At 54.0% G+C, this 24,948-nt stretch carries 21 protein-coding genes; 10 read left to right on the top strand and 11 right to left on the bottom strand.

Annotation, left to right across the window (positions count from 1 at the left end; genetic code table 11):
- Nucleotides 1–17 precede the first annotated feature (17 nt).
- The 4 genes from B5F34_RS01045 to B5F34_RS01060 all read left to right on the top strand — a co-directional run bounded on the left by B5F34_RS01045 (nucleotide 18) and on the right by B5F34_RS01060 (nucleotide 3,663).
- Nucleotides 18–422: an acyl-CoA thioesterase gene (locus B5F34_RS01045; protein WP_087334131.1), complete on the top strand. Its 405-nt coding sequence runs from the start codon at nucleotides 18–20 to the stop codon at nucleotides 420–422.
- 27 nt (nucleotides 423–449) lie between these two features.
- On the top strand, nucleotides 450–1,571 hold the full coding sequence (gene dprA, locus B5F34_RS01050; protein WP_087334134.1) for a DNA-processing protein DprA: 1,122 nt from the start codon (nucleotides 450–452) through the stop codon (nucleotides 1,569–1,571).
- 59 nt (nucleotides 1,572–1,630) lie between these two features.
- Entirely contained in the window at nucleotides 1,631–2,845 is a 1,215-nt protein-coding gene (locus tag B5F34_RS01055; protein WP_087334137.1) for a class I SAM-dependent methyltransferase, read from the top strand.
- Between the two features lie 107 nt (nucleotides 2,846–2,952).
- Complete coding sequence (locus B5F34_RS01060; protein WP_087334139.1) at nucleotides 2,953–3,663, top strand: CDP-alcohol phosphatidyltransferase family protein; 711 nt, start codon at nucleotides 2,953–2,955, stop codon at nucleotides 3,661–3,663.
- Between the two features lie 222 nt (nucleotides 3,664–3,885).
- Here the strand turns inward: B5F34_RS01060 and B5F34_RS01065 are convergent, their stop codons facing one another.
- The 10 genes from B5F34_RS01065 to B5F34_RS01105 form a co-directional block, all read right to left on the bottom strand.
- The gene (locus B5F34_RS01065; RefSeq protein WP_087334141.1) at nucleotides 3,886–6,471 is read right to left on the bottom strand and encodes a DUF5686 and carboxypeptidase-like regulatory domain-containing protein; all 2,586 of its coding nucleotides are present in this window, start codon (nucleotides 6,469–6,471) and stop codon (nucleotides 3,886–3,888) included.
- 4 nt (nucleotides 6,472–6,475) lie between these two features.
- On the bottom strand, nucleotides 6,476–6,907 hold the full coding sequence (locus B5F34_RS01070) for a thioesterase family protein (RefSeq protein WP_239448724.1): 432 nt from the start codon (nucleotides 6,905–6,907) through the stop codon (nucleotides 6,476–6,478).
- A complete protein-coding gene (locus B5F34_RS18040) occupies nucleotides 6,904–7,038 on the bottom strand; it encodes a hypothetical protein (RefSeq protein WP_255376940.1) in 135 nt (44 codons plus the stop codon). Before B5F34_RS18040 ends, B5F34_RS01070 begins: the two co-directional genes overlap by 4 nt.
- A gap of 87 nt (nucleotides 7,039–7,125) precedes the next feature.
- The gene (gene fabG, locus B5F34_RS01075) at nucleotides 7,126–7,854 is read right to left on the bottom strand and encodes a 3-oxoacyl-ACP reductase FabG (RefSeq protein WP_087334143.1); all 729 of its coding nucleotides are present in this window, start codon (nucleotides 7,852–7,854) and stop codon (nucleotides 7,126–7,128) included.
- Between the two features lie 28 nt (nucleotides 7,855–7,882).
- Nucleotides 7,883–9,373, bottom strand: coding sequence for an NAD(P)/FAD-dependent oxidoreductase (locus tag B5F34_RS01080; RefSeq protein WP_087334145.1), 1,491 nt, complete (start codon nucleotides 9,371–9,373; stop codon nucleotides 7,883–7,885).
- A 127-nt stretch (nucleotides 9,374–9,500) separates the two neighbouring features.
- Nucleotides 9,501–9,875 carry a hypothetical protein gene (locus tag B5F34_RS01085; RefSeq protein WP_087334147.1) on the bottom strand — a complete coding sequence of 125 codons (375 nt, stop codon included), beginning with the start codon at nucleotides 9,873–9,875 and terminating at the stop codon, nucleotides 9,501–9,503.
- A 107-nt stretch (nucleotides 9,876–9,982) separates the two neighbouring features.
- The gene (locus tag B5F34_RS01090; RefSeq protein ID WP_239448726.1) at nucleotides 9,983–10,453 is read right to left on the bottom strand and encodes a beta-hydroxyacyl-ACP dehydratase; all 471 of its coding nucleotides are present in this window, start codon (nucleotides 10,451–10,453) and stop codon (nucleotides 9,983–9,985) included.
- Entirely contained in the window at nucleotides 10,419–10,667 is a 249-nt protein-coding gene (locus B5F34_RS01095; RefSeq protein WP_087334149.1) for an acyl carrier protein, read from the bottom strand. The genes B5F34_RS01090 and B5F34_RS01095 overlap by 35 nt, the downstream gene beginning before the upstream one ends.
- 89 nt (nucleotides 10,668–10,756) lie before the next feature.
- A complete protein-coding gene (locus B5F34_RS01100) occupies nucleotides 10,757–11,983 on the bottom strand; it encodes a beta-ketoacyl-[acyl-carrier-protein] synthase family protein (RefSeq protein WP_087334151.1) in 1,227 nt (408 codons plus the stop codon).
- A gap of 56 nt (nucleotides 11,984–12,039) precedes the next feature.
- Nucleotides 12,040–13,176 (bottom strand): N-acetyltransferase, encoded by a 1,137-nt coding sequence (locus tag B5F34_RS01105; protein WP_087334153.1) that lies wholly within the window; start codon nucleotides 13,174–13,176, stop codon nucleotides 12,040–12,042.
- Nucleotides 13,177–13,534: 358 nt separating this feature from the next.
- On the opposite strand from B5F34_RS01105, the gene B5F34_RS01110 reads away from it, so the two are divergent.
- The 3 genes from B5F34_RS01110 (at nucleotide 13,535) to B5F34_RS01120 (ending at nucleotide 19,031) form a co-directional block, all read left to right on the top strand.
- Nucleotides 13,535–16,342 carry a TonB-dependent receptor gene (locus B5F34_RS01110; RefSeq protein WP_087334155.1) on the top strand — a complete coding sequence of 936 codons (2,808 nt, stop codon included), beginning with the start codon at nucleotides 13,535–13,537 and terminating at the stop codon, nucleotides 16,340–16,342.
- A 152-nt stretch (nucleotides 16,343–16,494) separates the two neighbouring features.
- The gene (locus B5F34_RS01115) at nucleotides 16,495–17,433 is read left to right on the top strand and encodes a metallophosphoesterase (RefSeq protein WP_087334157.1); all 939 of its coding nucleotides are present in this window, start codon (nucleotides 16,495–16,497) and stop codon (nucleotides 17,431–17,433) included.
- A 461-nt stretch (nucleotides 17,434–17,894) separates the two neighbouring features.
- Complete coding sequence (locus tag B5F34_RS01120; protein ID WP_087334159.1) at nucleotides 17,895–19,031, top strand: N-acetyltransferase; 1,137 nt, start codon at nucleotides 17,895–17,897, stop codon at nucleotides 19,029–19,031.
- A gap of 132 nt (nucleotides 19,032–19,163) precedes the next feature.
- Here B5F34_RS01120 and B5F34_RS01125 read toward each other — a convergent pair whose 3' ends face one another.
- The gene (locus B5F34_RS01125; protein ID WP_087334161.1) at nucleotides 19,164–21,317 is read right to left on the bottom strand and encodes an alpha-galactosidase; all 2,154 of its coding nucleotides are present in this window, start codon (nucleotides 21,315–21,317) and stop codon (nucleotides 19,164–19,166) included.
- Nucleotides 21,318–21,651: 334 nt separating this feature from the next.
- Between B5F34_RS01125 and B5F34_RS01130 the strand changes: the two genes are divergently transcribed.
- From B5F34_RS01130 to coaD, 3 genes are read left to right on the top strand one after another with little or no spacing between them, the layout of a single operon-like run.
- On the top strand, nucleotides 21,652–23,598 hold the full coding sequence (locus B5F34_RS01130) for a DNA topoisomerase IV subunit B (protein WP_239448728.1): 1,947 nt from the start codon (nucleotides 21,652–21,654) through the stop codon (nucleotides 23,596–23,598).
- A gap of 33 nt (nucleotides 23,599–23,631) precedes the next feature.
- Complete coding sequence (gene rhuM, locus B5F34_RS01135; protein ID WP_087334163.1) at nucleotides 23,632–24,480, top strand: RhuM family protein; 849 nt, start codon at nucleotides 23,632–23,634, stop codon at nucleotides 24,478–24,480.
- Nucleotides 24,477–24,938 carry a pantetheine-phosphate adenylyltransferase gene (coaD, locus tag B5F34_RS01140; protein ID WP_087334165.1) on the top strand — a complete coding sequence of 154 codons (462 nt, stop codon included), beginning with the start codon at nucleotides 24,477–24,479 and terminating at the stop codon, nucleotides 24,936–24,938. Before rhuM ends, coaD begins: the two co-directional genes overlap by 4 nt.
- Nucleotides 24,939–24,948: the final 10 nt, after the last annotated feature.

Raw genomic sequence — 24,948 nt, forward strand, 5'->3', positions numbered from 1 at the left:
TCCAATTCTCAACTCCCATGAAGTACGTTCACGAACTCCGACTGAAAGTGCGCGACTATGAATGCGACCTGCAGGGCATTGTCAACAACGCCAACTACCAGCATTATCTGGAACATGCACGCCACGAATTCCTGCTCTCTGCCGGAGCCGGATTTGCCGGACTGCACGAACAGGGCATCGACCCCGTGGTGGCACGCATCTCGATGTCATTCAAAACCCCGCTGCACAGCGGAGACGAATTTGTCTGTAAACTCGGTCTGCGCAAAGAAAGTATCAAATACGTATTCAACCAGGACATTTACCGGGCCACCGACGACAAGTTGGTATTGAAAGGTATCGTAGAAGCAGTCTGCTTAGTCAACGGCAAGCTGGATACCTGTCCTCAGCTCGACCGTTTGTTTGCCCCTTATCTGACAGCATAACTATTTAGCATAACCGCTCTCTTTGCAATGAACGACACCGATGAACGCATCTGCAGCATAGCCCTGACCTTATGTCCGGGCATAGGAGCAATAAACGCCAAACGGCTGGTAGATATGGCAGGCAGTGCGACAGCCGTATTCCGACAATTCCACGAGCTACCCGACATCCGTCCCGAAGCCTTGCGCGCCCTGTCTGCTGCCCTGAAACAACCTGAAGTATTCAGACGTGCCCGACAGGAAGTGGACTTTGCCGAAAAGCACGGACTGGCCTGCCTCACCTTGCAGGACGAAGCTTATCCCTCCCGCCTACGCCAGTGCCCCGATGCTCCCTTGGTGCTCTTCTTCAAAGGAAATGCCAACCTGAACAGCCTGCACATGGTGAGCCTGGTGGGAACCCGCCGCTCTACAGCCTACGGACAGCAGTTCTGCCGGGATTTCCTGCACGAAGCAGCCCAGCTCTGTCCGGATTTGCTGGTTGTAAGCGGACTGGCATACGGCATCGATATACATGCCCACCGGGCTGCCCTGGACGAAGGATTGCCGACGGTAGGCGTACTGGCACATGGGATGGACCGCATTTATCCGGCATCGCACCGCAACACAGCTGCACAAATGCTGGAGAACGGAGGACTGCTGACGGAATTCCTGTCGGGCACAACACCCGACCGCTACAACTTCATCAGCCGCAACCGAATCGTAGCAGGCATCACCGAGGCAACCATTGTGGTGGAGTCGGCGCAGAAAGGAGGAGCACTGATTACTGCCGAACTCGCCAACGGATACAACCGAGAGTGTTTCGCCCTGCCCGGAAGGAACTCTGATGAAGCATCGGCCGGCTGCAACCGACTGATACGCGACAATAAGGCTGCCCTCATAGAAAGTGCCGAAGATTTCCTGAACGCCATGCGCTGGAAAAAACAGGATACTCCGCGCAAAGCTGAAGCCATCCAACGAAGCCTCTTCTACGAGCTGAGCGCCGAAGAACAACGTATCGTTGATGTCTTGGCAAAAGACGGCGAAATGCACATCAATGCCATAGCTGTGAAGACGGAATTCCCCATCAACCAATTAAGCGCTTTGCTTTTCGGACTGGAAATGAAGGGAATCACCAAGGTCAGAGCAGGCAATATGTATATCCTGCAAGGATGAAAACGGACAACTGACTACGGAAGACTGCACCTGACCGGGACAAACAATCACTTAACCACATGAAACTGAACTCTGAAACATGCCACTTCATCCGCCTTCATGCCCGCGATGACGTACACACCCTGGCGCTACAAACCCCGCAGCCGGGCGTAGATCTGGAGGCTGCCATCATTCAGATAGCCGGAAGGCAGGCCTTGGCCGGGAAAGTCCCCTCGTGGACAGCACACGAAGACCTCCTGTTTCCGACACGACTGCCATTGGAACAGTGTTCGTCTGAAGCTACGGCACGCTACAAGGCAGAAGTCGTACGAAACTGCGGAGGAGTACGGAAACGGATGGCCGACCTGACGGGCGGACTCGGTGTAGACTGTGCATTCCTGGCACAGCTCTTCGAACAGGTGGACTACGTGGAGCGGCAGGAAGGACTGTGTAACCTGGCACAGCACAACTTCACAGCCCTGGGACTGCCCCACATCAACGTACACCAGGCGCAAGCTGAAGAATTTCTGTCACAGACACAAGGTATCGACTGGATTTATCTGGACCCTGCCCGGCGAGACGGACATGGCGGAAAAACCGTAGCCATAGCCCATTGCGAACCCGATGCCACGCAACTGGAACCTCTGATGCTGGACAAAGCGCCACACGTCTTGCTCAAACTGTCGCCCATGCTGGACCTGGCGCAGGCCTTGCAAGAGCTGAAACATGTAGCCAGTGCCCATGTCGTAGCAGTAGACAATGAATGCAAGGAGTTGCTGCTGGTGCTGGAGCGCGGCTACAACACGGAAGCCGGCGATGTACCCATCAGCTGCATTAACCTGTCGGGACGTAATGATGCGCCACAACCCAATGCCTTCCTGTTTACACGCAACGAGGAGCGCAACTCACCATGCCCCTTGGCCGAAAAACCGCAAACATACCTTTACGAACCCCACGCAGCCCTGCTGAAAGCCGGGGCCTTCCGCAGAATAACACAGGTCTGCCGTATGCAAAAACTACACCCCAACAGTCACCTCTATACTTCGGACCACTTGGTTGAAGACTTTCCCGGACGTATCTTCTGCATCCAAGGCTGGAGCGGTTTCGGGAAAAAAGAACTGAAAACGCTGTTGGGACCGGAGAAACGTGCCAACCTGAGCGTGCGCAACTTTCCGGCTACGGTAGCCGAACTGCGTAAACGCCTGCACCTGGCCGACGGAGGAGAGACCTACCTCTTTGCCACTACTTTGTCGGCGGGAGAAAAGGTACTAATCCGTACCGTCAAGGCCCGTTAAGAGGGCTTACCAGCCTGTCAGGACATTTGTTTTCCTTTCTGCAACACCAAGGTGTGCGAAAGATGTCTTACTTTTGGTTTTTCATTAACTAAAAAGACAAGACATTTATGGGAAAAGAAACATCGAAGAGAATCCAGACCTCGATTCTCAACAACGCAGAGAAGAAAGTTTTGATCTGGCTGGCCAAACGGCAACCCAAGTGGATGACATCAGACACACTGACCTACATCGGCGTGTTCGGCTCCCTGCTGTTCGTCGTGGGAGGTGCCCTCTCCAACCTCAACCTCAACTGGTTATGGCTGTCGTCCTTCGGTCTGTTCATCCACTGGTATGGCGACAGTCTGGACGGCACGCTGGCCCGAGTACGCAACACGCAACGTCCGGTCTACGGCTTCTTCATCGACCACACGCTGGATGCCATCACCACATTCTTCATTTTCCTGGGAGCCGGACTGTCGCCCGTATTGCGCATGGACATTGCCATGCTGGGGCTGTCGGGTTATCTGTGCCTCTCAATCTACACCTATATCTGCACCATCCTGAAGGATGAGTTCCGCCTGACATACGGATGCTTTGGCCCTACGGAATTCCGCCTGCTGCTTATCCTCATCAACACAATCTACATCTACGCGCCGTGGTCCGTCAACCGTTTCAGCGTATTGGGCTGCGACATGGGCGTATTCGACTTGGTGGGCCTTGCCGTGGCAGCCATCCTGTTCCTCATCTTCCTTACACAGTTCCTCAAAGACCGGAGTACACTGGGCAAGCAGGACCCTCTGAAGAAACCGGCCGATGCCAGCGGAAAAGCGCAGGCATGACCCCGGTTACCCTACCCTCTCCAAATGTGGGCAGCAAACCCATCCCCCTCTACGCACAGCGCTCTGAAGCAGGTTTCGCAGCGCTTGGAAGTCGGCTTCCAGGCTTCTTGGGAACCTGCTTCAGAGCACTTAGTAACAAACGTCTGTAAGTCAGCAACATATTTATGACCCGACTTTAGCGGTCTTTTCTGTGTATCCGCTGTTCGCAGCGTAAATCCCTTGTCAGAACGAGAGCTTCATGGTAGCCCTCACGCCGTGGGCCTGTATGCCGGGATGGTCACGGTAATTGAGTCGCCACACATAGTCCAGGCGCAGGAAGTTGAAGATGTTCTCAATGCCTACACTGGCCTCCATATAGGGCTCCCGCCCCATCCGGTAAGTAGTGGAAGGGAAGGCATACAACCCCTCGGCTCCCTGCTTGGCAGGGTCGTTCTTGTCCGTCAGGTGTCCCCACAGGCCGCGGAAACAGAACACCTCACGCCAGCGCAGCTTCTTGATGAGAGGAATGCGGTTCAACAGGATGCCGTTCATATAATAAGTGACATCCCACGACAGATATTCGTCGTTGATAAACTCCAGCGCATTCATGTTGGTATAACTCTCGGGCTGGATGGTGTAGGTGATGTTGGCATTGGGCAGCAACAGCAGCGGATAAGGCACCTTGGTCCACACCTTGCCCCCCTTGACAATGACATCCAGGTAGCCGAAGGCCGAGAACCAGAAGCGCTTCTGCATGCCCACCTCCGTGCGCTGCAGGTCGAAGGATGAACCCAGCAGTCCCTTGCGTGCCATGGTATGGCTCAGGTTGAAGATAAAAGCATCGTAGGTGATGGGAATACGCTGCGTGCGCGTCTGATAAAACTTCTCGCCCCTGCCGTAACGGAAGCGCAGTTCCAGTTCGGTCATGTCATAATGAGGCATGGCGGTCTGCGCGCCATCTGCCCCGATGCGCAGGAAGGGAGCATAAGGCGTGGCATATTCGCGCAGGTTGCGCACGACAGCTCCGTAGGAGATGCCGTTGTAATGTTCGCGCGTGTAAGTCAGCTCTGCCCGTCGCAAGTAAGTGGCACGCGTATCTTTCTGCCGCTTGATGGCAAGCATCACATTGTCTTTGCTGGTGTACATGTAGTTCTGTCCCAGTTTGTTGATGTCGTACATATATTCGAAGGTCAGCGCATGGCGCGGAAACTCCAACCGGAAATCCTTGCGGGGAGCAAACGAATATTCCACTAAAGCGTCATACTTCATCTTACGGTCCTTCGTGCCATAGGCAGCATATCCCTCGAAGAACCAGTGCTTATTCAGCACAGGCGTAGTTCCTCCTCCCAGTCGGAAGCGCGCCCCCTCAATGGCATTACCGTTGATTGTGCTGTTCATGGGCCCCAGGTCGAACTTGTTTTTCTCAGGATTCTTGTTGGTAGGAATGTAGCCCGATACCAGGGTAGTGATGACCTTCTCGGTAAAATAAAAAAGAGGTACAGACCGCAGGCGCTTCATCAGCTTGTCCACACCGTTGGGATTCTTCTTGCGTGCCTCTTCGGGCCTGCTTTCCGCCCAGAACGTGTCCGGCCGGCGATAGGCTCCCTCCTGCTCCACCACGGGAGCGGGCTGGTCGAAGAGGGCGGCCTCTTCGGTTGGAGGCGGGGCAAACGAGTGGTCGCTGTAGACGTTGAGCCTTTGGGCATACATGCCCTTCGACTTCTCTGTCAGCTTGAAGTTGACGCGGATGTCGTCTTTCAGAATCAGACGCGTACTGTCGGCCGTGCGACGGAAGGTCTGGTCGATGGTCATGGAGGAAACGAAGTTGAGGTTGATGTCCTTGGCCACATTCAGCACGGCGCGTTTGACGAAGTAGGTAGAATCGAGCGCCACATACAGATGCCCCGTGAAGCCGAACGACTCGGAGTTGAACGGCACGAAGCCCAAATCCATGCAAGGACCGCCTGCCACCTGCACCGTGTCCAGAAGGTAATATTTATAGAAAGCCAGTCCCAACGTAGAGAGAGGACTGACAAACCGCTGCAGGAACAAGGGGATGTTGTTCTGGAAGATGTCCACCTCACGGAAGGCCTCGTTCAGGAATTGCTGGATGCCTTCGCGCGAAAACACTTCGTCTACACCATCGGACTTGGCTGCCACCAGCAGACTTTTCTCGCTGCGGGGACTGCGGCGGTAGAACACACGTTCCATACGCTCGCGCTCGCTCAGAGGCAAGATGGTAGTGCCCGTCTCTAACGTGTCGGCAAACTCGCGCACGAAGTCGAACCGCCCCGCCTTCTGCCCTTCTTTGCGCGACTTGGGTTGGTAGTCGTTCAAGGCAAAGACCATGCGTTGGTAACGGTCGTAACTGAAATAGTCGTGACTGCGGGGATCGTGGGCGTCGCGGCGAGCAATAACTTTGCGCACAAATTCAACGGCGGGATTCCCACGGCGGCGGTAATGCTCGCGACCGGTCTTCACCACCACCTCGTCCAACGCCATAGACGAGGGGGCCAGACGGATGTCCAGTTCATTGGTGGTCCCGGGACGAATCGTGATGAGCTTGGACTCATAGCCTACATAAGTCACTTCGAGTTCACGGTTCTGCCCGGAACTGACGAAGGAGAAAGCCCCGTCGAGGTCGGTCTGCACGCCTGTCGAGGTGCCCTTCCATACCAATGAGGCGAAAGGCAGAGTCTCGCCGGTAATAGAGTCGGTCACTGTGCCCCGCACGACGGTACGCTGTGCCCTGACCGCTCCTGCCAGGAGCAGGAACAGAAGGCAAAGAAACAAGATTTTACAGTCTGAGGTTTTGTCTTTATACTTCATATATTTATAGGTCTTCGGTCAAAAACTTCTCTTGCCAGCGGGCAAAGTAATCCGGCCTGTCCGTCAGCAGGAGCCCCTGAGGGTCAATGAACAGCTGCGTGGTAAAGGCGGTAGCACACAGCACACCGTCGCGCACGCGGTATATCTCGTAATTAAAGTCCAGGCGGGCACCAGGTTTATAGACATAGCGCGTATGTATCTCGGCCACGTCGTCGATACCCAAGGGTGCCAGATAGCGAAGATGCAGGTCGTAGACGGGGGCATAGATACCCGACCGGCTGATGTCGGCATAGCCGATACCGGGATAGTGCCGCCCGAAAGACTCCCGTCCGTCTTCCAAATAGCTGACGTAAGAGCCGTGCCATACACAACGCATGGCATCCGTCTCGCCGAACTTCACACGCACGCGGCAGATATCTTCCAACACAGGCATCATAAGGCAACAGAGACAAAAGCCCCGTCGGTAGTCCGCCGGGCGCCGGGTTCATACTCTATATCGGCCTCCTGCGCCTGCATCCACAGACCGGAAAGCAAGAGGGCCATACGCAATGCTATCGGTTTCTTCATAATGAGTAAGGATTAATGAGTAAAGGACCAATGACAGCTGACGGGCAAGGCATGCCTTGCCCGGATTCATACATGCTGTCACACCTGTCAGGTGTACAATCCTCCGTTGATGGAGATGACTTCGCCCGTGATATAGGCCGCTGCCGGCGACACCAGGAAGGTCACCAGGGCTGCTACCTCTTCGGGCTTTCCAAAACGTCCCAACGGGATGGTTTTCTTCAGAGCCTCTTCGTCCAACCCTTCTACCATGTCGGTCTGAATGAAACCGGGAGCAATGGCATTGACGGTGACGCGCTTACGGGCCACTTCCAAGGCCAGCGATTTGGTGGCAGCAATCAGCCCACCTTTGGCTGCGGCATAGTTGGCCTGTCCTGCCATACCTTTCAATCCCGTCACACTGGCCATATTGATGATGCGCCCGTTCTTATGGAAGAGCATACCCTGCAGCACAGCCTGCGTCACGTTATAGAATCCACCCAGCGTAGTGTCGAGCACCCGACTCCAGTCATCATCAGGCATCAGAGCCAGGATGTTGTCGCGGCGGATGCCCGCATTATTCACCAACACCTCAATGTATTCATCCGGGTGTTCTTTTTCCCAAGCTTCCAAAGCCTTGACCACTTGCTGTCGGTCGGCCACGTCAAACATCAGCACTTCGCCGTCGCCACCTGACTCACGCACCAAATCCAGCGTTGTCTTGGCCTCGGCGGCATTGTGCACATAATTCACCAGCACATGGTATCCCAAACGTGCCAGCCCGATGCAGACAGCCCGGCCTATGCCACGGCTGCCCCCGGTCACTAACGCATACTTCATAACGGTTCTTTCCTCCTTTATTTTCTGGTTATTTATTTCTGATTATATGTTGCCACACCCAGTCCTTGCCCAACAGGGCAGCACAGGTGAAAAGACTTGTCATCGTCACGCCATGCACGCCGTGCAGCAACAGGCTCTGTCCGGTCAACAGCAGATTGGGCACAGGCATGCGCGGTGTAAGGAACGTCAGCAACGGGTCGCGGTAATCCTTGCGCATACCATAAGCCGAACCTTCGGGTGTACTGGTATAATCTCGCCACGTGAGCGGTGTACTGACGTAACAATCTTCTACCATCCGACCCAAACCGGGCAAACTCTGTTCGGCCAGCGCAATGCACTCGTCGGCCAGTCTTCCTTTCAAGGCCAGGTAATCCTCTCCCCGATGCCCGACAACCGTATCTGCCCACGGACGGCACTGCTCCCACGACATCGGGGTAAGCAGGTCTACCTGGCGGGCATATCTGTCAGCAGGGTCTTCCGGCAGGCGGCAGCTTACCAACACACCTCCTACCCTGCCCTCCGACAAGGGAAGCGACCAGACATCGGGACAGTTGTAGACATAGTGGTTACAATTGAAGTATTCCAATGCCTGCGGCCTGAGCCGGAGAGACACGGTACAGATGCCCGATGTGTTTTCCAAACCTGCCATACGCCGACGCCAGACCTTCTTCACCACGCGGCTTTCTTTCAGCCATCCACACGTAATACTGGGATGAACACTGCTGATGAACGTACGTGCCTCGCAGATTTCTCCGTCGTTACAGCGCACAGCCACAATGCGACCGTCTTTCTCTATCAATTCACAGACTTCGGCCCGGCAACGCACATTCCCTCCATAGGAACGGATATTTTCGCACAAGGCGCCGACTATCAGCGAACCGTCTCCCCGCAGGCGCCAACTGCTCTCCGTATACCCGGCGTTGCAGTGGACAAAAGAGAACAGAGGAAGCGACTCACGCCTCAGTTCCATGCGGAGCGCATTCCCGCCCAACACCTGCCGCAACAAGGGGTCGCGGAAATTATCTTCGATATAAGACCACGCCCCGGTATCGGAATACGCGGCAGCCAACACATCCTCCGGTCCTTTGCCGGGATTCAACCCGTCGTATTGCCGGAGGGTAGCTTCTTCCATCAAGGCAGCATAACGCTGCAAGGCATCACGCTCACTGGGGAAGACCTCGGCTAAGGCATCGGCAAAAGCTCGGCTACCTCCCTGCACAAAAGCAAAGTCACGGCCCTGCAGGCGGATGCGGTCGAAAGCTGTGTCCAATCGGTGCCAAGGCAGACGGAGCAGTCCCAGATAACTGAACGCAGCGTGAAGCGATTGTCCTTCGTCCAGGCCACCTACGTAATGAAAACCCGTATCATACGAAAGACCATGCCGACGGTAGCTTTGAAGGCAACCTCCTGGCTGTGCCTCCCGTTCCAATACCAGCACGTCTAATCCCGCACGCGACAGGATGCTCCCGCACACCAAACCGCCCAGTCCGGCTCCTATGATGATGACATCGTGTTTCATAACGTTTCAACTTTATGTCTCAAGCACACACGGAAGCAGGACAGAGGCATCAGATGCCGAAGGGCCGTCGATGGGAGAGGAACCACACAGCAGCGAAATTGCCGGACGTTCTTCTGGCAAAGTGCAGTCATAAGCTCATTTCTCCTTTAAATTCAAGGAATGTAAGTTCGCCTGCACGGATGGTAGCCGACACAGAACGAACCGGACCTTCCGGACGAAGGCTGACAGCAACCTCTACTTCCGGACAGACCAGAGGGGAAGCCATAGACGGAAAACGTGCCAGCGACACCGCCTGCAGACGGAGACGCTGTCCCGACAAAATCTCCGAACATTGGCGAACCAGTTCGATGTGGCACACACCGGGACATACCGGACGCCCAGGAAAATGTCCCTGGTAAACGGTGCACTGCGGCAACAACTCTACGCGGAACACCCCCGAATCGCCCTCCACACGAGAACTTACCAGACGATAATAACGGTTTTCTAAAGATAACACTGACATAAGTAAGTTGTCAAAGCTTGTAAGTAACTGTTGAAAATCTGTCCATACCAGGCACGGGATTCCTGCGGAAAGAGCAACGAATCTCTACCACTTACCCGGCATCAAGGTCAGTCATTGCTGCGCACCGCAACCTTCAGACGGGTTGAAGCCAGCACGACCTGCCCACTGCGGGTTTCGCCCTCCATCAGCCACACGCCATCTGCCTCGGCCGTCAGCCGGACAACCGTATGCAACACACTGCCAGCCGCAGGACGGGCGTAGCAGCAGAACTTCTTTACCTCGCCAATGAAGCCCAAAGGCGGATGCAAAGCTCCATCCTGCAAAGCCCGCCAACCAGCCAGAGCCGAAGCCGACTGTGCGATGTGCTCCAGCAGCCCCGTCTCGGCCAGACAACCTTCATCGTCTATGAAAAAGCCGTCCGCAGCCACCGTGTAGCACGTCTCCCCCTCCTCCGCAGAAGCACGGAGCAAGCGGTCGACCAACAGCACCGGGGCACGCTGCGGGATAAGGCGTTCTATCTCCGGCATTCCCTCCGGCTCCAACTCAGGCTTGTGACAGATGGGACTGGATATAGTCATACAAATTCTCAAAGGTACGGATGGTACGCAGTTCGCTCACCGGAATCTTGATTTTATATGTCTGCTGAATCAGAGCGACCAAATCGACCAAGCTCAGGCTGTCAAGTTGGAGCGTATCGCGGACGTTGGCATCCGGAGTAAAACCGGCGGGATCCACTTCAAATTCTTCAGCCAGCAGGCTGTTTACATTCTCTACAATTTCTTCACGTGTCATGTCAGTAATAATGGTTAATGGTTAATGATTAATAGTCAATGGCTCATTCCGTTCTCGACAGACAGAGTATCTGTTGGACGGGGAGGATCCTATAAGTTGAAATCCTGCACGATGAGCGTCGAGTTAGTTCCTCCAAATCCGAAAGAATTGGACAGGAAACGGTCGAAATGCGCCGTACGCGTCTCGGGCACAATGTTCAGGCAGGAAGTATCATCGTCGGGGTTCTCGAAATTGATGTTACCGGCAATGAAGTTGTTCTTCATCATCAGCACGGAGTAAATGAGCTCCGAAGCACCAGCCATCCACATCTCGTGTCCCGTCTGGCTCTTGGTAGAGGTCACCGGCACACGGTAGTCGCCAAAAATGCGGGCGATGGCTTGTGCCTCCCGTGCGTCACCTATGCGGGTAGAAGTAGCATGGGCATTGACATAGCCTATATCAGCCGGTGTCAGTCCGGAGTGACGGAGACACAGCTCCAGAGAACGGGCCGGTCCTTCTACATTGGGTGTAGAAATGTGGTCGCCATTGCCGGAGAATCCCCAACCGACAATCTCTGCCACGATGGGAGCCCCGCGCTTTTGCGCATGTTCCAGGCTTTCCAGCACCAGTGTAGCGGCACCGCCACCGGGCACCAGTCCGTCACGGTCGCGGTCGAAAGGCCGGCTTGCCCGACCGGGTTCGTCCTCGCGCACGGAGAACGACTGGATGCCGTCGAAGGCTGCCACACTATACATATTGTTTTCCTGCGCACCGCCGCAGACCACACAATCCTGCAGACCGTCGCGGATAAGCAGCCACGACAAGCCTACCGCGTGGGAACCAGAAGCACAGGCCCCCGAAGCAGTCAGATTGATGCCCCGCAGGCCGAACAGGCAAGCCAGGTTCATCGTCACCGTAGAATTCATAGACTGGAAGATGCTGCCACTGCCGCAGGCCGACGTATCATGAAATTCGCGGAATTTGTCCAAGCTGTGCATCGTGGCCTCGGCCACCGAATCGTTGCCGTAGATAATGCCCACCTCGTGCGCGGCGATATAATCTGCATCCAAGCCGGCATCGGCCAAGGCAGCACGTGTGGCCATGTAGGCATACTGCGCTTCCTCAGGTATGAACTGCCGCAGGTTGCGCGACACGAAAGGTTTCAAATCGGGCTTCGGCACACACGTACACAAAGCCGAACGGAAACCGGCGTCCTTACGTTCCTGACTGAATATGACACCGCTACGTCCTTCAAACAGCGACTGACGCACTTCATCCAGCGTGGTACCCAGGCATGACCAGATGCCCAGGCCTGTTATTACTACTCTTCTTTCCATACTTCTTTTATATGATTGACATGGCAGCACTCCTTTCCGCACCGCCATTACTTATCTCACAATGCTTTCTTATAACAGCGTCTCCGCTTCACAATCTCGGGATGCAGGGGCGCCCACTGGCCCAACTCCTTCACGTTGTCCTCCAATTGGGGACCCGTCTCAGCATATTTAAATCCGAGCTTATTATATATAGGTATAAGGTCGGAGAAGAACAAGGCGTTGACACCCATGCCCTGATAGTCCGGGCGGACAGCCACCAAGTAGAGGTCGGCCGTGTCGGCCCGTTTCCATTTCAGGGCACGCAGCAGATGGAACCACCCCAGAGGCATCATCCGTCCCCCGCTCTTGCGCAAGGCTTCGGACAAGCTGGGCAAGGTGATGGCTACGCCCACCAATTCGCCCTCACCGTTCTCCACGATGGGCACCATGCGGCGGTCTATCAAAGGCAGGTAACGGCTGAGGAATTCATCTATCTGTTTGTCACCCAACTCGGTGTAGCCATACAGCGGCGCATAGGCTTCGTTGAGCAGGCAGAACACCTTTCGGCCATAGTCACGCTTCTCCAGGTCTTCATCCGTCAGCTTGCGCACGGTGAGGCCGAACATTTCTTTGGCCAGTGCGGTGGTGCGGACATAACGCTCGGGTACCTCCTGCGGTACCACTATGCGTGCCTGCACCCAATCCACTTCCTTCACAAAGCCTAAGGCCTCCAGGTGACGCGGGTAATAAGATGGATTATAGATGGTGATAGACGAGCCCATGCGGTCGAAGTCCTCTACCAGCATCCCCTCCTTGTCGAAATCGAAGATGCCCATAGGGCCCACAATGGTATCCATGCCCTGTGCCCTTCCCCAACTGCCGGCAGCATCTATCAGAGCGGCCGATACCGCAGGGTCGTCTGTAAATTCAATGAAACCGAAGCGGACATTCTTCACCTTCCACTTCTCGTTGGCATGGCGGTTGATAATGCCGGCAATACGCCCCACGGGGTGTCCGGATTCGTCGTAGGCCACAAAAGCCCGGATATCCGAGAACTCCAGCGCAGCATTTTTCCGCACATCAAACGTATTGCGGATGTCTTGCTCCAAGTCGGGCACGTAATAAGGATTACCCGCATACAACCGACGGGGCAGACGCACGAAATCGTCCATTTCATGCCGCGTATGTACTTCTTTTATACTAATTTTGCCCATAACGAAACGCAAAAGTAGAGAAAAGTTTTCTACATGCAAGAAACTGCATACAACAAGAACATTTTTTAAGAAGTGGAGGACAAATCCATGTCCCCCTTCCCCCGACTGTCCCCCACCAATGGTGTTCCGACACAAGTTTGATGACGACCAAAATCCAACGAAGCAACAATCTAATACACTAATATACAGAAAATACGAGTAAAATAGCCGGAACACAACAGACAAGCGGAAGAGAAAAGCAGGCAGGTGGCGCAACAGACTTGTAACAGATTTGTCAAATGTTCTTCAATATTGTGCAAATACTATGTAACGGCAGAGTTCTACTTTTGCGGCGAAAAATTAAAACATCATATCCATCATGAAACAAATTGCACGAGCAATCTTATCCATGCTCCTCTTACTGATGGCCGGACTACCCGTCTTGGCCGATGAATTTGTGAACGACACCAAACAAGGCACCATTCGCGGTCGTATCATAGACAACTCGCAACAGACACTGCCTGGTGCCATCATCTACATCGAATCGCTCCACACGGGAGTGGTAAGCGACATCAATGGTTTCTACACCCTTGCCAACCTGACACCAGGCACTTACAAAATAAAGGTGTCCTACGTGGGCTATTCGCCTGTAGAAATGACCATCACTATCCCCGAAGGAAAGACCGTAGAACGTAATGTGACGCTAAACGAAGGCATCGAACTGCAAGAAGTAGTCGTGGGCGGCGCCTTCACCGGACAACGCCGAGCCATCAATGCGCAGAAGAACAGCATGGGCATCACCAACATTGTTTCGGCCGACCAAGTGGGTAAATTCCCCGACTCCAACATAGGCGACGCGCTGAAGCGTATCAGTGGCATCAACGTACAGTATGACCAAGGAGAGGCTCGCTTCGGACAGGTGCGAGGTACGAGTGCCGACCTCAGCTCCGTTACCATAAACGGCAACCGCATCCCCTCGGCTGAAGGCGACACGCGTAACGTACAGCTCGACCTTATCCCTGCCGACATGGTACAGACCATTGAAGTCAATAAGGTGGTGACGGCCGACATGGATGGCGACGCCATCGGAGGCAGCATCAATCTCGTCACCAAGAATACACCCTATAAGCGCATTTTCAACGCCACTGCCGGTAGCGGATACAACGCTGTGAGCAAGAAGGCACAACTCAATCTGGGACTGACCTATGGCGACCGCTTCTTCAACGACAAACTGGGCCTGATGATTTCCGGTTCGTACCAATACGCACCGGGCGGCTCGGACAACACAGAGTTCGAATACGATGTGGACGACGACGGCAACGTGGTACTGAAGGAAGCACAAGTACGCCAATACTACGTGACGCGCGAACGCCAGAGCTACTCACTGGCCTTGGACTATGAATTCAACCCCAACCACAAAATCTCCTTCAAAGGCATCTATAACCGCCGCAACGACTGGGAGAACCGCTACCGTGCCGTCTACAAAGACCTGGACGAGAGTGACCCCTCGGAACAATCCATCGAACTGCAGACCAAGGGTGGCCTGCACGACACCAAGAATGCCCGACTGGAACGCCAGCAGACCATGGACTTCACCTTGGACGGCGAACACCACTTCGGACGGCTCACGATGGACTGGGCTGGTTCATTTAGCCGCGCCAGCGAAGACCGTCCCAACGAACGGTATTTCGGTCTGAAGATGGACAACAACACGGGCACTAACCTGCTCAGCACTTTCCAGGGTGTGGGTGGACGGCAACCCTATTCGACCTTTGCCATCCCCACACTGGACAACGAAGACTGGGAACTGGACGAACTGACCAACAGCGACCAGAGCATCTACGAGAAGGAATGGAAGTTCCGCCTCAATTTTGAACTTCCGCTGGCTAAAGGCCTGTTCGGCAACACGCTGCGCTTCGGCGGTAAGTATAACAGCAAGACCAAGGACCGCGAGACAGAGTGGTATAAATACGATGGTGTATTTGACGACAACGATGCCTGGAGACAGAACGGTGCGGCACAGATACGCAGCGGCTTTATGGCAGGCGACAACTATCCCGAAGGTACCATGTTTGTCAGCAAGGAATACCTGGGCCGCATCGACTTCACGCAGATGACCGGCGAACCCGACTACGAGGAGATGAGCGGCAACTATCACGCCAACGAGCAAATCACCAGTGCCTACCTGCGCTTCGACCAGAAGCTGGGCCGCAAGCTCGACCTAATGCTGGGCCTGCGCATGGAACACACCTCGCTGCGCTATCGAGGCCTGAACTGGGAGGTAGATGCCGACGAAAACGAAGCTCTCGTGCCCACCGGCACCCACAAGAACAAATACACCACGTGGCTGCCCAGCGTGCTGCTGAAATATAACGTGAGCGACGACTTCAAACTGCGCACTTCCTTCACCAAGACCTTGGCACGCCCCAAATACTCGGCACTTATCCCCAGCGTGAACTACAACAGCGCCGACGAAGAGGCAACCATCGGCAATCCCGACCTGAAGCCTACTACGTCCTACAACTTTGACTTCAGTGCCGAATACTACTTCCAATCCATCGGACTGATCAGCGCAGGCTTCTTCTACAAAAACGTGCGCGACGTCATCGTGGACGAAGCTTGGCAAGGCATGTCCAGCGAACTGCCCATTGCCGGCGAATATGACTACGACATCTCCAAACCCATCAACGCCTACGACGCCAACCTATACGGCGTAGAGGTGGCCTACCAGCGCGACTTCGGCTTCATCGCCCCCGCCCTGAAATGCGTGGGATTCTACGGAAACTACACCTACACGGCCAACAACACGAAAAACTACAAGTTTGAACACCGCGTAGTACAGCCCGGCGAAGACATCGACATGATAGGCTCCCCCGAACACACGGCCAACGCCTCGCTCTTCTTCGAGAAATGGGGACTGAACCTGCGTCTCAGCTACAACTTCGCCTCCAGTTTTGTAGACGAAATGGGTGAAGTGGCCCAGCTGGACCGCTACTACGACAAGGTGAACTACCTCGACCTGAACGCCAGCTACACCTTCGGCAAGCGCTTCAAGACCACCATCTATGCCGATGTGACCAACCTGCTGAACCAGCCCTTGCGCTACTACCAGGGCACCACGGAGCGCACCATGCAGGCCGAGTACTACGGAGCACGCTTCAACGCAGGCGTCAAGGTAGCGTTCTAAACCCGGTCCTTCGACTTCAAAAATAAAAGGTACCCGCATCCAATGTGGGTACCGCCACTACGGTAGGAAGAGCGAATCCTGGAAGCTTCCAGATTCGCTACCTACCTCGCAGGTCAATAAACGAAATATAAACCTAAAAAAAGACGAAAACAATGAAACTGAAAAAAACATTCCTGCTCCTCGCCCTGACGATATTTAGCACATGGGCTACGGCACAAGAGAAAATTGATTACAGTGTCTACGAGGACAAGTTCAATATGTATGTAGCCAACGACCTGGGACGCAACGGCTACTACGACCAGAAAACCATTGCCGAGCTGATGGGAATCATGGCCGAAGAGGTAGGACCCGAATTTGTTATCGCCGCCGGCGACATACACCACTTTGAGGGTGTCCGCTCCGTGCAGGACCCGCTCTGGATGACCAACTACGAACTCATCTACGCCCATCCCGAACTGATGATCGACTGGTATCCCATCTTGGGCAACCATGAATACCGAGGCAATACGCAGGCCGTCATCGACTACAGCCGCATCAGCCGTCGTTGGGAGATGCCCGCCCGCTACTATACCAAGCATTTCAGCGAAGAAGGAACGACGGTGCGCATTATTTGGATAGACACCACACCGCTTATCGACAAATACCGGGAGGAAAACGACAAATATGCCGATGCCTGCCTCCAGGACATCGACACTCAGCTGCAATGGCTCGATGCAACCCTGGCTGCAGCGCAGGAAGACTGGGTCATTGTGGTCGGACACCATCCCATCTACGCCGATACGGACAAAGACGAGATTGAGCGACTCAATTTGCAGCAACGTGTAGACACCATCCTGCGCCGTCACCGGGTGGATATGTACATCAACGGACACATCCACAACTTCCAGCACATCCGCATGCCGGGCAGCGACATCGACTACATCACGAACTCGTCCGGTTCGCTCAGCCGCAAGGTGCAACCTGTCGAAGGTACCGTGTTCTGTAGCAGCGAACCTGGCTTCTCCATCCTTTCTGCCACACCCAAGACATTGGAATTGCGCATGATAGACAAGCACGGGAAGGTATTGCATACAATCACACGCACAAAATAGACAGACAAAACTTGCGGGAAATCCCGTCTGATTATTGCTTCTTTTTCAAGGGGGAGGTTGTGCCAGGACAGAAGATGGAATACAGATTGGGCACTTCCTCCCTTCCAGGGCTCAAGGCCCGGCACGGGAAGCACAGAACCAGCCCCCTCGCAGGCAGATGACATGGAGCTTTCGCCAAACGAAACGCAACCTGCTATCTTTCAACAAATTACCACATGTCTACTTCTAAGGTATAAAAAGCCGGCTTCCAAGGTATCAGCAACAAACTTCTGATACCTTGGAAGCCGGCACCGTATAAATAAGAAGTTATTTCTACCAACGTAAGTGTCTGCACAAGAAGGCTTGCCCAACATGACCCAAACAAGGGAAAAACATGAAAAAATGCCAAAAAAAGCCCCGCAATTCTTCCACATCCTAACGATTTACTGTATCTTTGCCGCCAAATAGACATCATAAACAACATGGCTGTAACAATTAAGAAAGTTTCCAACCGGCGCGAACTGAAACGGTTCATCCGCTTCAATTATGAATTATACAAGCACAACCCCTATTCCGTGCCCGACCTCTATGATGATATGCTCAACACCTTCAACAAGAAGAAGAATGCTGCTTTCGAATTCTGCGAGGCTGACTACTTTCTGGCCTACAAGGGTGGCAAGCTGGTGGGACGCGTGGCAGCCATCATCAATCATCGTGCCAACCAGACCTGGAACAAAAAAGAAGTGCGCTTCGGCTGGATAGACTTCACAGACGATACAGAGGTGTCTGAGGCGCTTATCCGCACCGTTGAACAATGGGGCAAGGAACGGGGCATGACCCATATACAGGGTCCGCTCGGCTTCACCGACATGGACGGCGAAGGCTTGCTGGTAGAAGGGTTCGAACAGTTGGGCACCATGTCCACCATCTACAATTACCCCTACTATCTCCCGCACATCGAACGCTTAGGATTCAGCAAAGACGCCGACTGGGTGGAGTATAAGATATACATTCCCGATGCTATCCCCGACAAGCACAAACGTATCTCCGAACTAATCCAGCGCAAGTATAACCTGAAGATAAAGAAATACAAGTCGGGCAAGAAACTGGCTCAGGAATACGGACAGTCTATCTTCGAATTGGTGAACGAAGCCTATAAGCCCCTCTATGGCTACTCTGCCCTGACCCAAGGACAGATAGACCAATACGTCAAGATGTACCTCCCCATCCTCGACCTGCGCATGGTGACCCTCGTCACCGACGCCGACGACAAGCTGGTGGCAGTGGGCATCTCCATGCCCTCACTGTCGCGCGCCCTGCAGAAATCACACGGACGACTGCTTCCCTTCGGCTGGTACCACCTGATTAAGGCGTTGTTCTTTAAGAAACGCTCGCACATCCTCGACCTGCTGTTAGTGGCCGTCAAGCCGGAATACCAGAACAAGGGAGTCAACGCCCTGCTGTTCTCCGACCTCATCCCCGTCTACCAGCAATTAGGCTTCGAATACGCCGAGAGCAATCCCGAACTGGAACTGAACGGCAAGGTACAGGCGCAGTGGGAGTATTTCAAGACGGAACAGCACAAGCGCCGACGGGCGTTTATAAAAGAGATAAAGTAACATCCCTCTACTACATCCTAAGCCAAAGGCTGATATGGCTACCGGCAGCACAATCTGCCCCGGTGCCATATCAGCCTTTACTTGTGCCGGGAAGCGAGGTGCCTGCCCGACACGCTCCCGATGGAGATGCTCCTACTCAGCCACCACCTCCACTACCCGGCTGCTCAGCTTCCTGGTAGAAAACAGGGGCAACCCCACCGTCATCAGGTATTCACCGGAAAAGACCTTGCCGTCGGCCGGCAATGAAGTCTGCACACCGGGCATCAGATTGATTTCCCGCACGCGATACATCTTATCAGCTTCTATACCCTGCAAGCGCACGGGCTGTGTCTTTTCCGCATAACGAGGATAAATATCGAAGGCAAACACCACAGCCCGGCTCTTGTCTTTGGTTACATACATGGACGAGGTATGGTTGCCTGCATAGGGAGATACCAGCCGGTAGAGGTCGCCCTCCAGAATAGCCGGTTTCAGGCGATTGTAGTTCTGCACGGCACCCTGACAGAATTCTGTTTCCTTTTCATTTAGGTCGGACAGCTTGATGTCGAATCCCAGCTTGCCCATCATGGCCACATCGGTGCGGAACTTCACGCTTGTCCCGCTGTTCCACGTCGTGACATGCGCACATAGGGCTTTGGCGGGAAAGACCTGGGAGAATCCCCATTGGATAAACAGTCTCTCTATGGGGTCTGTGTTGTCACTGGGCCAGAATTCTGTGAAATACCGCAAAGCCTCGTAGTCGGAACGTCCGCCGCCACCCGAACAGAGCATCATGGGGAGGTCGGGATATTTAGCCTGAATGCGGTTGAGCACCCGATAAAGCCCGCGCACATAATCTATATACAGGTGCGACTGCCTGTCCTTCAGATACACAGAATAGATGTTGGTAATCGGACTGTTACAATCCCATTTGAAGAAAGCGATGTCAGGATATTTAGTCAGCAGGCCGTCCACCACGCCGAACACATAATCCTGCACCTCCGGATTGCTCAGGTCGAGCACCAGCTGGTTACGGAAATAATACTCGTCGCGGTTGGGCAGATGTATCACCCAGTCCTTGTGCCGTTCATAGAGTTCGCTCTTGGGATTCACCATCTCCGGTTCAATCCAGATGCCGAACTTAATGCCTCGTTTTTTGGCCTCATCCGTCAGGAAGCCGATGCCGTGAGGCAGTTTGGAGGTCGTCTCCTGCCAGTCGCCTAAGCCCTGCTTGTCGCTGCTGCGCGGATACTTGTTGGCAAACCACCCGTCGTCCAGCAAAAACATATCCACCCCCAGACGGACAGCATCATCCATCAGCGTTACGAGCTTCTGCTCGTCAAAGTTGAAATAGGTAGCCTCCCAGTTGTTGAGCAGCGTCATACGAGTCTTGCCTCCGTCTTTCAGTTGGTGGTTGCGGGCCCAGTCGTGGAAGTTTCGGGATGCCTGCCCCATGCCATCGGTGCTGTAGGTAAAGTAGAAATCGGGGGTGCGGAACACTTCGCCCTGCTTCAGCTCATATTCCGAAGCATACGGGTTGATACCTGCCAGCAGGCGCAATTTCTGCTCGTTGTCCACCTCGAAAGTGAAACGGAAGTTACCTGTCCATCCCAGCGTGCCGACCAACACATCGCCGGCATTTTCACTGGCCGGACCGTCCAAAGACAAGACAAAGAATGGCGAACAGAACATGGAAGCCCGGGTGCCCAACTTCGTATCCAGCACTTTCTTGCCAAACGCCAGGGGCTGTTCCTGGGCATGAGCCTCCGAAGCCCAGTCGCCGGAAAATTCCGTCAGATAATACGCCGCACGGTCCAGGTGCAACATGGCAGAAGCATAATTGTAGAGCGTCACCGGCTTCTTCTCCGCATGGCAGATTTCGGCATAAGTCCGGATGACATTCTCGGCCACGTAGGCCGTGTAATGCAGCTTTACGGTCACCGGATATTGCTCGTCTTCCAACGTGATGACCGTCTCATTGACATCCGGCGCAAGCGCCTTTTGCTCATGCGACTTGTATTTCAGTGCCAGAGAAGGGTTGCCGTCGTTGTGCAGCACCCGGATGGCTGGCTCGAAATAATCTTTCATCCCATGTGTCAGATAAGCTTCCGTACCTGCCGGCAGATGCACCAAGTCGGCCTCGTGCGTCAGTTTCTTGCCCAAATAACACTGATAGAGGCGGCCGTCAGCAACCACACGGTAAATCAGACTTGCCGTCTTTGTCTCAATCCGAATGAAAGGTCTGTCTGCGGCCCTCAACAAAGACATACCCAACAGGCACATCCACAATAAAATAACTTTTCGCATAATCTGCTTTTAAAGGGTGATACATACAAGGGTACAAATATAAAGAAAACAACCGACATCGCAAAACCTGGAGAGATGGACCGATACCTGGCACCAGCCCGACCTCCCGACTTCCCTTTTCCACGGGCATTCAAAAGGCGTATATCCTGCTATCAATCAAGCATTTACTTCCAATATATAAGCACCCTGCTTCCCAGCGCCTGGCAATAGTCTGCTGAGCGCTTGGCAATGTACTGCTTAGCGCCTGGCAATTTCTTACGAAGTGCAAACACCCGCCAGCAACCAACCTATCGAAATTTTCACTATCTTTGTGCCAAATTGCCGACTTGAGATTATGGATACACCCGAAAACAACCTGACACTTCCGCTGGACGAAGAAAACAACACGCCGGACGCACAACAGCCCGCCGTAGATTACACCGAGGAGAACATCCGACACTTAGACGACATGGAGCACATCCGTGTCCGCTCTGGCATGTACATCGGACGACTGGGCGACGGCGCGCAAAGCGACGACGGCATCTATGTGCTGCTGAAAGAAACGATAGACAACAGCATCGACGAGTTCAAGATGGGCGCAGGCAAGAAAATCGAGGTAAACATCGAAGACAACCGCCGCGTCAGCGTGCGCGACTACGGGCGAGGCATTCCGCAAGGCAAGCTGGTGGAGGCGGTGAGCAAGCTGAACACGGGCGGCAAATACGACTCGAAGGCGTTCAAGAAAAGTGTGGGGCTGAACGGCGTGGGCATCAAGGCGGTAAATGCCCTGAGCAAGAGGTTTGAGGTGCGCAGCTACCGCGACGGAAAGGTGCGCGACGTCATCTTCGAACGGGGCGTGCTGCAAAGCGACATCACCGAGGAAAGTAACGAGGAGACCGGTACCTACATCTACTTTGAACCGGACGATACGCTGTTCGTGAACTTCAGTTTCCAGAACCAGTTCGTGGAGAACCTGTTGCGCAATTATACTTACCTCAACACGGGGCTGACCTTTGTCTACAACGGACAGCGCATCCTCTCACGCCACGGCCTGGAAGACTTGCTGAAGGACAACATGACCAGCGAGGGCCTCTACGACATCATCCACCTCAAGGGCGAGGACATCGAGATTGCCTTCACCCATACCAACCAATATGGCGAGGAGTATTACTCTTTCGTCAACGGACAGCACACCACACAGGGCGGCACGCATCAGTCGGCCCTGAAAGAGCACTTGGCACGTACCATCAAGGAATTCTATAACAAGAACTTCGACTACGCCGACATCCGCAACGGACTGGTGGCTGCCATCGCCATCAACGTGGAAGAGCCGATGTTCGAGAGCCAGACCAAAACCAAGCTGGGCAGCAACAACATGTGGCCTGCCATCCCGCAGGAAAACAAACCCGCCGGACCGACCATCAACAAGTATGTGGGCGATTTCGTGAAGACCGAGGTAGACAACTACCTGCACAAGAACCCGCTGGTGGCCGAAGTGATGCTGCAGAAGATACAGGATTCGGAAAAAGAACGCAAAGCCATAGCCGGTGTCACAAAACTGGCCCGCGAACGTGCCAAGAAAGCCAACCTGCATAACCGCAAGCTGCGTGACTGCCGCTACCACCTGAGCGACGGCAAAGGCAAGGAGCAGGAGGCAGAGTCGTGTATCTTCATCACCGAGGGCGATTCCGCCAGTGGCTCCATCACCAAAAGCCGCGACGTCAACACACAGGCTGTATTCTCGCTGCGGGGTAAACCGCTGAACAGCTACGGGCTGACCAAGAAGGTGGTGTACGAAAACGAAGAGTTCAACCTCCTGCAGGCCGCCCTCAACATCGAAGACGGCATGGAAGGACTACGCTACAACAAGGTCATCGTGGCGACGGATGCCGATGTGGACGGCATGCACATACGCCTGCTGATGATTACGTTCTTCCTCCAGTTCTTCCCCGACCTTATCAAGAAGGGACACGTATATATCCTGCAAACACCCTTGTTCCGCGTGCGCAACAAGAAGAAGACCACCTATTGCTACACCGAAGAAGAACGCATCCGCGCCATCGGCGAGCTGGGACCCAACCCGGAAATCACCCGCTTCAAAGGACTGGGAGAAATCTCACCCGACGAATTCCGACACTTCATCGGCAAGGACATGCGCCTGGAGCCGGTCACCCTACGCAAGACAGACTCGGTCAAGGAAATGCTGGAGTTCTACATGGGCAAGAACACCATGGAACGCCAGAACTTCATCATACACAACCTGGTGATTGAAGAAGATTTGGTGCAGGAGGAAAATGCCTGACCGACCCATCAGCCAACTACAACGCCCGAAATCATGAAAGAATTGAATGAAATCATCATATACCAGCCCGACGAGACAGTCAAATTGGAAGTCCGCATAGAGAATGAAACGGTGTGGCTGACGCAAGCCCAGCTTGTAGAGCTTTTCCAATCCAGCAAAGCCAATATCAGCGAGCACATCAAGCATATCTACGAACAAAAGGAGCTGACCGAAGCTGCAACTGTTCGGAAATTCCGAACAGTTCAAAGCGAGGGAGGAAGGCAAATCATGCGCAACCGCACGTATTACAATCTTGATGTTATCATCTCCGTAGGCTACCGGGTAAATACCCGGCGGGGCATCGAATTCCGCCAGTGGGCCAACAAAATCCTGAAAGAATACCTGCTGAAAGGTTATTCGTTCAATACACGCATGGAGAGGTTGGAACAACGGGTAAGCAAGACAGAAGAGCAAATAGCTTTCTTCATACACACAGCGCTTCCGCCAGTAGAAGGAATTTTCTTCGACGGACAGATATTCGACGCCTACGTTTTTGCCTCTAACCTGATTAAATCGGCCAGGTGTTCCGTCGTTTTGATAGACAATTATGTGGACGAATCGGTACTGACTTTGCTCGACAAACGAAAGAGAGGGGTCACCGCCGCCATATATACAGGGAGAATGAACAAAGAACTGCGACTTGACCTGGAACGCCACAATACACAATATACCCCCATTGATGTGCACATCTGCACAAAGGTACATGACCGTTTCCTGTTGATTGACGACGAAGTGTATCACATCGGGGCATCCTTGAAAGATTTAGGTAAAAAACTGTTTGCCTTCTCCAAAATGCACTTGACTTCCACCGAATTACTTCAGAAAACAACCGAAAGCATATGACCCGAGCCATCTTCCCCGGCACGTTCGACCCCTTCACCGCCGGACATGCCTCCATCGTCCGCCGCGCGCTGACGTTCATCGACGAAATCGTCATCGCCATCGGCATCAACGAAAGCAAGCACACGCACTTCCCCTTGGAACAGCGCAAACGAATGATTGCCGACTATTATAGGCACGAACCGCGCATCACGGTCGAGGCCTACGACGGGCTGACCACCGACTTCGCCCGCCAGGTGGGGGCCAACCTCATCGTACGCGGCATACGCACGGTGCGCGACTTCGAATACGAAGAAACCATTGCCGACATCAACCGCAAGCTGACGGGCATTGAGACCATCCTGCTCTTCACCGAGCCGGAACTGACGTGCGTCAGTTCCACCATTGTGCGCGAACTGTTGAGCTTCGGCAAAGACATCAGCCAGTTTGTGCCGGAGGGAATGCAGCTCAATCAAGAATGAGAAAACGAAC

It is taken from the genome of Mediterranea sp. An20 (assembly GCF_002160055.1).
Lineage (GTDB): Bacteria > Bacteroidota > Bacteroidia > Bacteroidales > Bacteroidaceae > Bacteroides > Bacteroides avicola.

What these genes read in the sequence shown, in the direction of transcription:
- B5F34_RS01110 (WP_087334155.1), top strand. Translation starts at nt 13,535, where the DNA reads ATGAAACAAATTGCACGAGCAATCTTATCCATGCTCCTCTTACTGATG.
- fabG (WP_087334143.1), bottom strand. Translation starts at nt 7,854, where the DNA reads ATGAAGTATGCGTTAGTGACCGGGGGCAGCCGTGGCATAGGCCGGGCT.
- B5F34_RS01090 (WP_239448726.1), bottom strand. Translation starts at nt 10,453, where the DNA reads ATGACTATATCCAGTCCCATCTGTCACAAGCCTGAGTTGGAGCCGGAG.
- B5F34_RS01120 (WP_087334159.1), top strand. Translation starts at nt 17,895, where the DNA reads ATGGCTGTAACAATTAAGAAAGTTTCCAACCGGCGCGAACTGAAACGG.
- B5F34_RS01070 (WP_239448724.1), bottom strand. Translation starts at nt 6,907, where the DNA reads ATGATGCCTGTGTTGGAAGATATCTGCCGCGTGCGTGTGAAGTTCGGC.
- dprA (WP_087334134.1), top strand. Translation starts at nt 450, where the DNA reads ATGAACGACACCGATGAACGCATCTGCAGCATAGCCCTGACCTTATGT.
- B5F34_RS01125 (WP_087334161.1), bottom strand. Translation starts at nt 21,317, where the DNA reads ATGCGAAAAGTTATTTTATTGTGGATGTGCCTGTTGGGTATGTCTTTG.
- B5F34_RS01080 (WP_087334145.1), bottom strand. Translation starts at nt 9,373, where the DNA reads ATGAAACACGATGTCATCATCATAGGAGCCGGACTGGGCGGTTTGGTG.
- B5F34_RS01060 (WP_087334139.1), top strand. Translation starts at nt 2,953, where the DNA reads ATGGGAAAAGAAACATCGAAGAGAATCCAGACCTCGATTCTCAACAAC.
- B5F34_RS01095 (WP_087334149.1), bottom strand. Translation starts at nt 10,667, where the DNA reads ATGACACGTGAAGAAATTGTAGAGAATGTAAACAGCCTGCTGGCTGAA.
- coaD (WP_087334165.1), top strand. Translation starts at nt 24,477, where the DNA reads ATGACCCGAGCCATCTTCCCCGGCACGTTCGACCCCTTCACCGCCGGA.
- B5F34_RS01065 (WP_087334141.1), bottom strand. Translation starts at nt 6,471, where the DNA reads ATGAAGTATAAAGACAAAACCTCAGACTGTAAAATCTTGTTTCTTTGC.
- B5F34_RS01085 (WP_087334147.1), bottom strand. Translation starts at nt 9,875, where the DNA reads ATGTCAGTGTTATCTTTAGAAAACCGTTATTATCGTCTGGTAAGTTCT.
- B5F34_RS01100 (WP_087334151.1), bottom strand. Translation starts at nt 11,983, where the DNA reads ATGGAAAGAAGAGTAGTAATAACAGGCCTGGGCATCTGGTCATGCCTG.
- B5F34_RS01045 (WP_087334131.1), top strand. Translation starts at nt 18, where the DNA reads ATGAAGTACGTTCACGAACTCCGACTGAAAGTGCGCGACTATGAATGC.
- B5F34_RS01115 (WP_087334157.1), top strand. Translation starts at nt 16,495, where the DNA reads ATGAAACTGAAAAAAACATTCCTGCTCCTCGCCCTGACGATATTTAGC.
- B5F34_RS01105 (WP_087334153.1), bottom strand. Translation starts at nt 13,176, where the DNA reads ATGGGCAAAATTAGTATAAAAGAAGTACATACGCGGCATGAAATGGAC.
- B5F34_RS18040 (WP_255376940.1), bottom strand. Translation starts at nt 7,038, where the DNA reads ATGAAGAAACCGATAGCATTGCGTATGGCCCTCTTGCTTTCCGGTCTG.
- rhuM (WP_087334163.1), top strand. Translation starts at nt 23,632, where the DNA reads ATGAAAGAATTGAATGAAATCATCATATACCAGCCCGACGAGACAGTC.
- B5F34_RS01130 (WP_239448728.1), top strand. Translation starts at nt 21,652, where the DNA reads ATGGATACACCCGAAAACAACCTGACACTTCCGCTGGACGAAGAAAAC.
- B5F34_RS01055 (WP_087334137.1), top strand. Translation starts at nt 1,631, where the DNA reads ATGAAACTGAACTCTGAAACATGCCACTTCATCCGCCTTCATGCCCGC.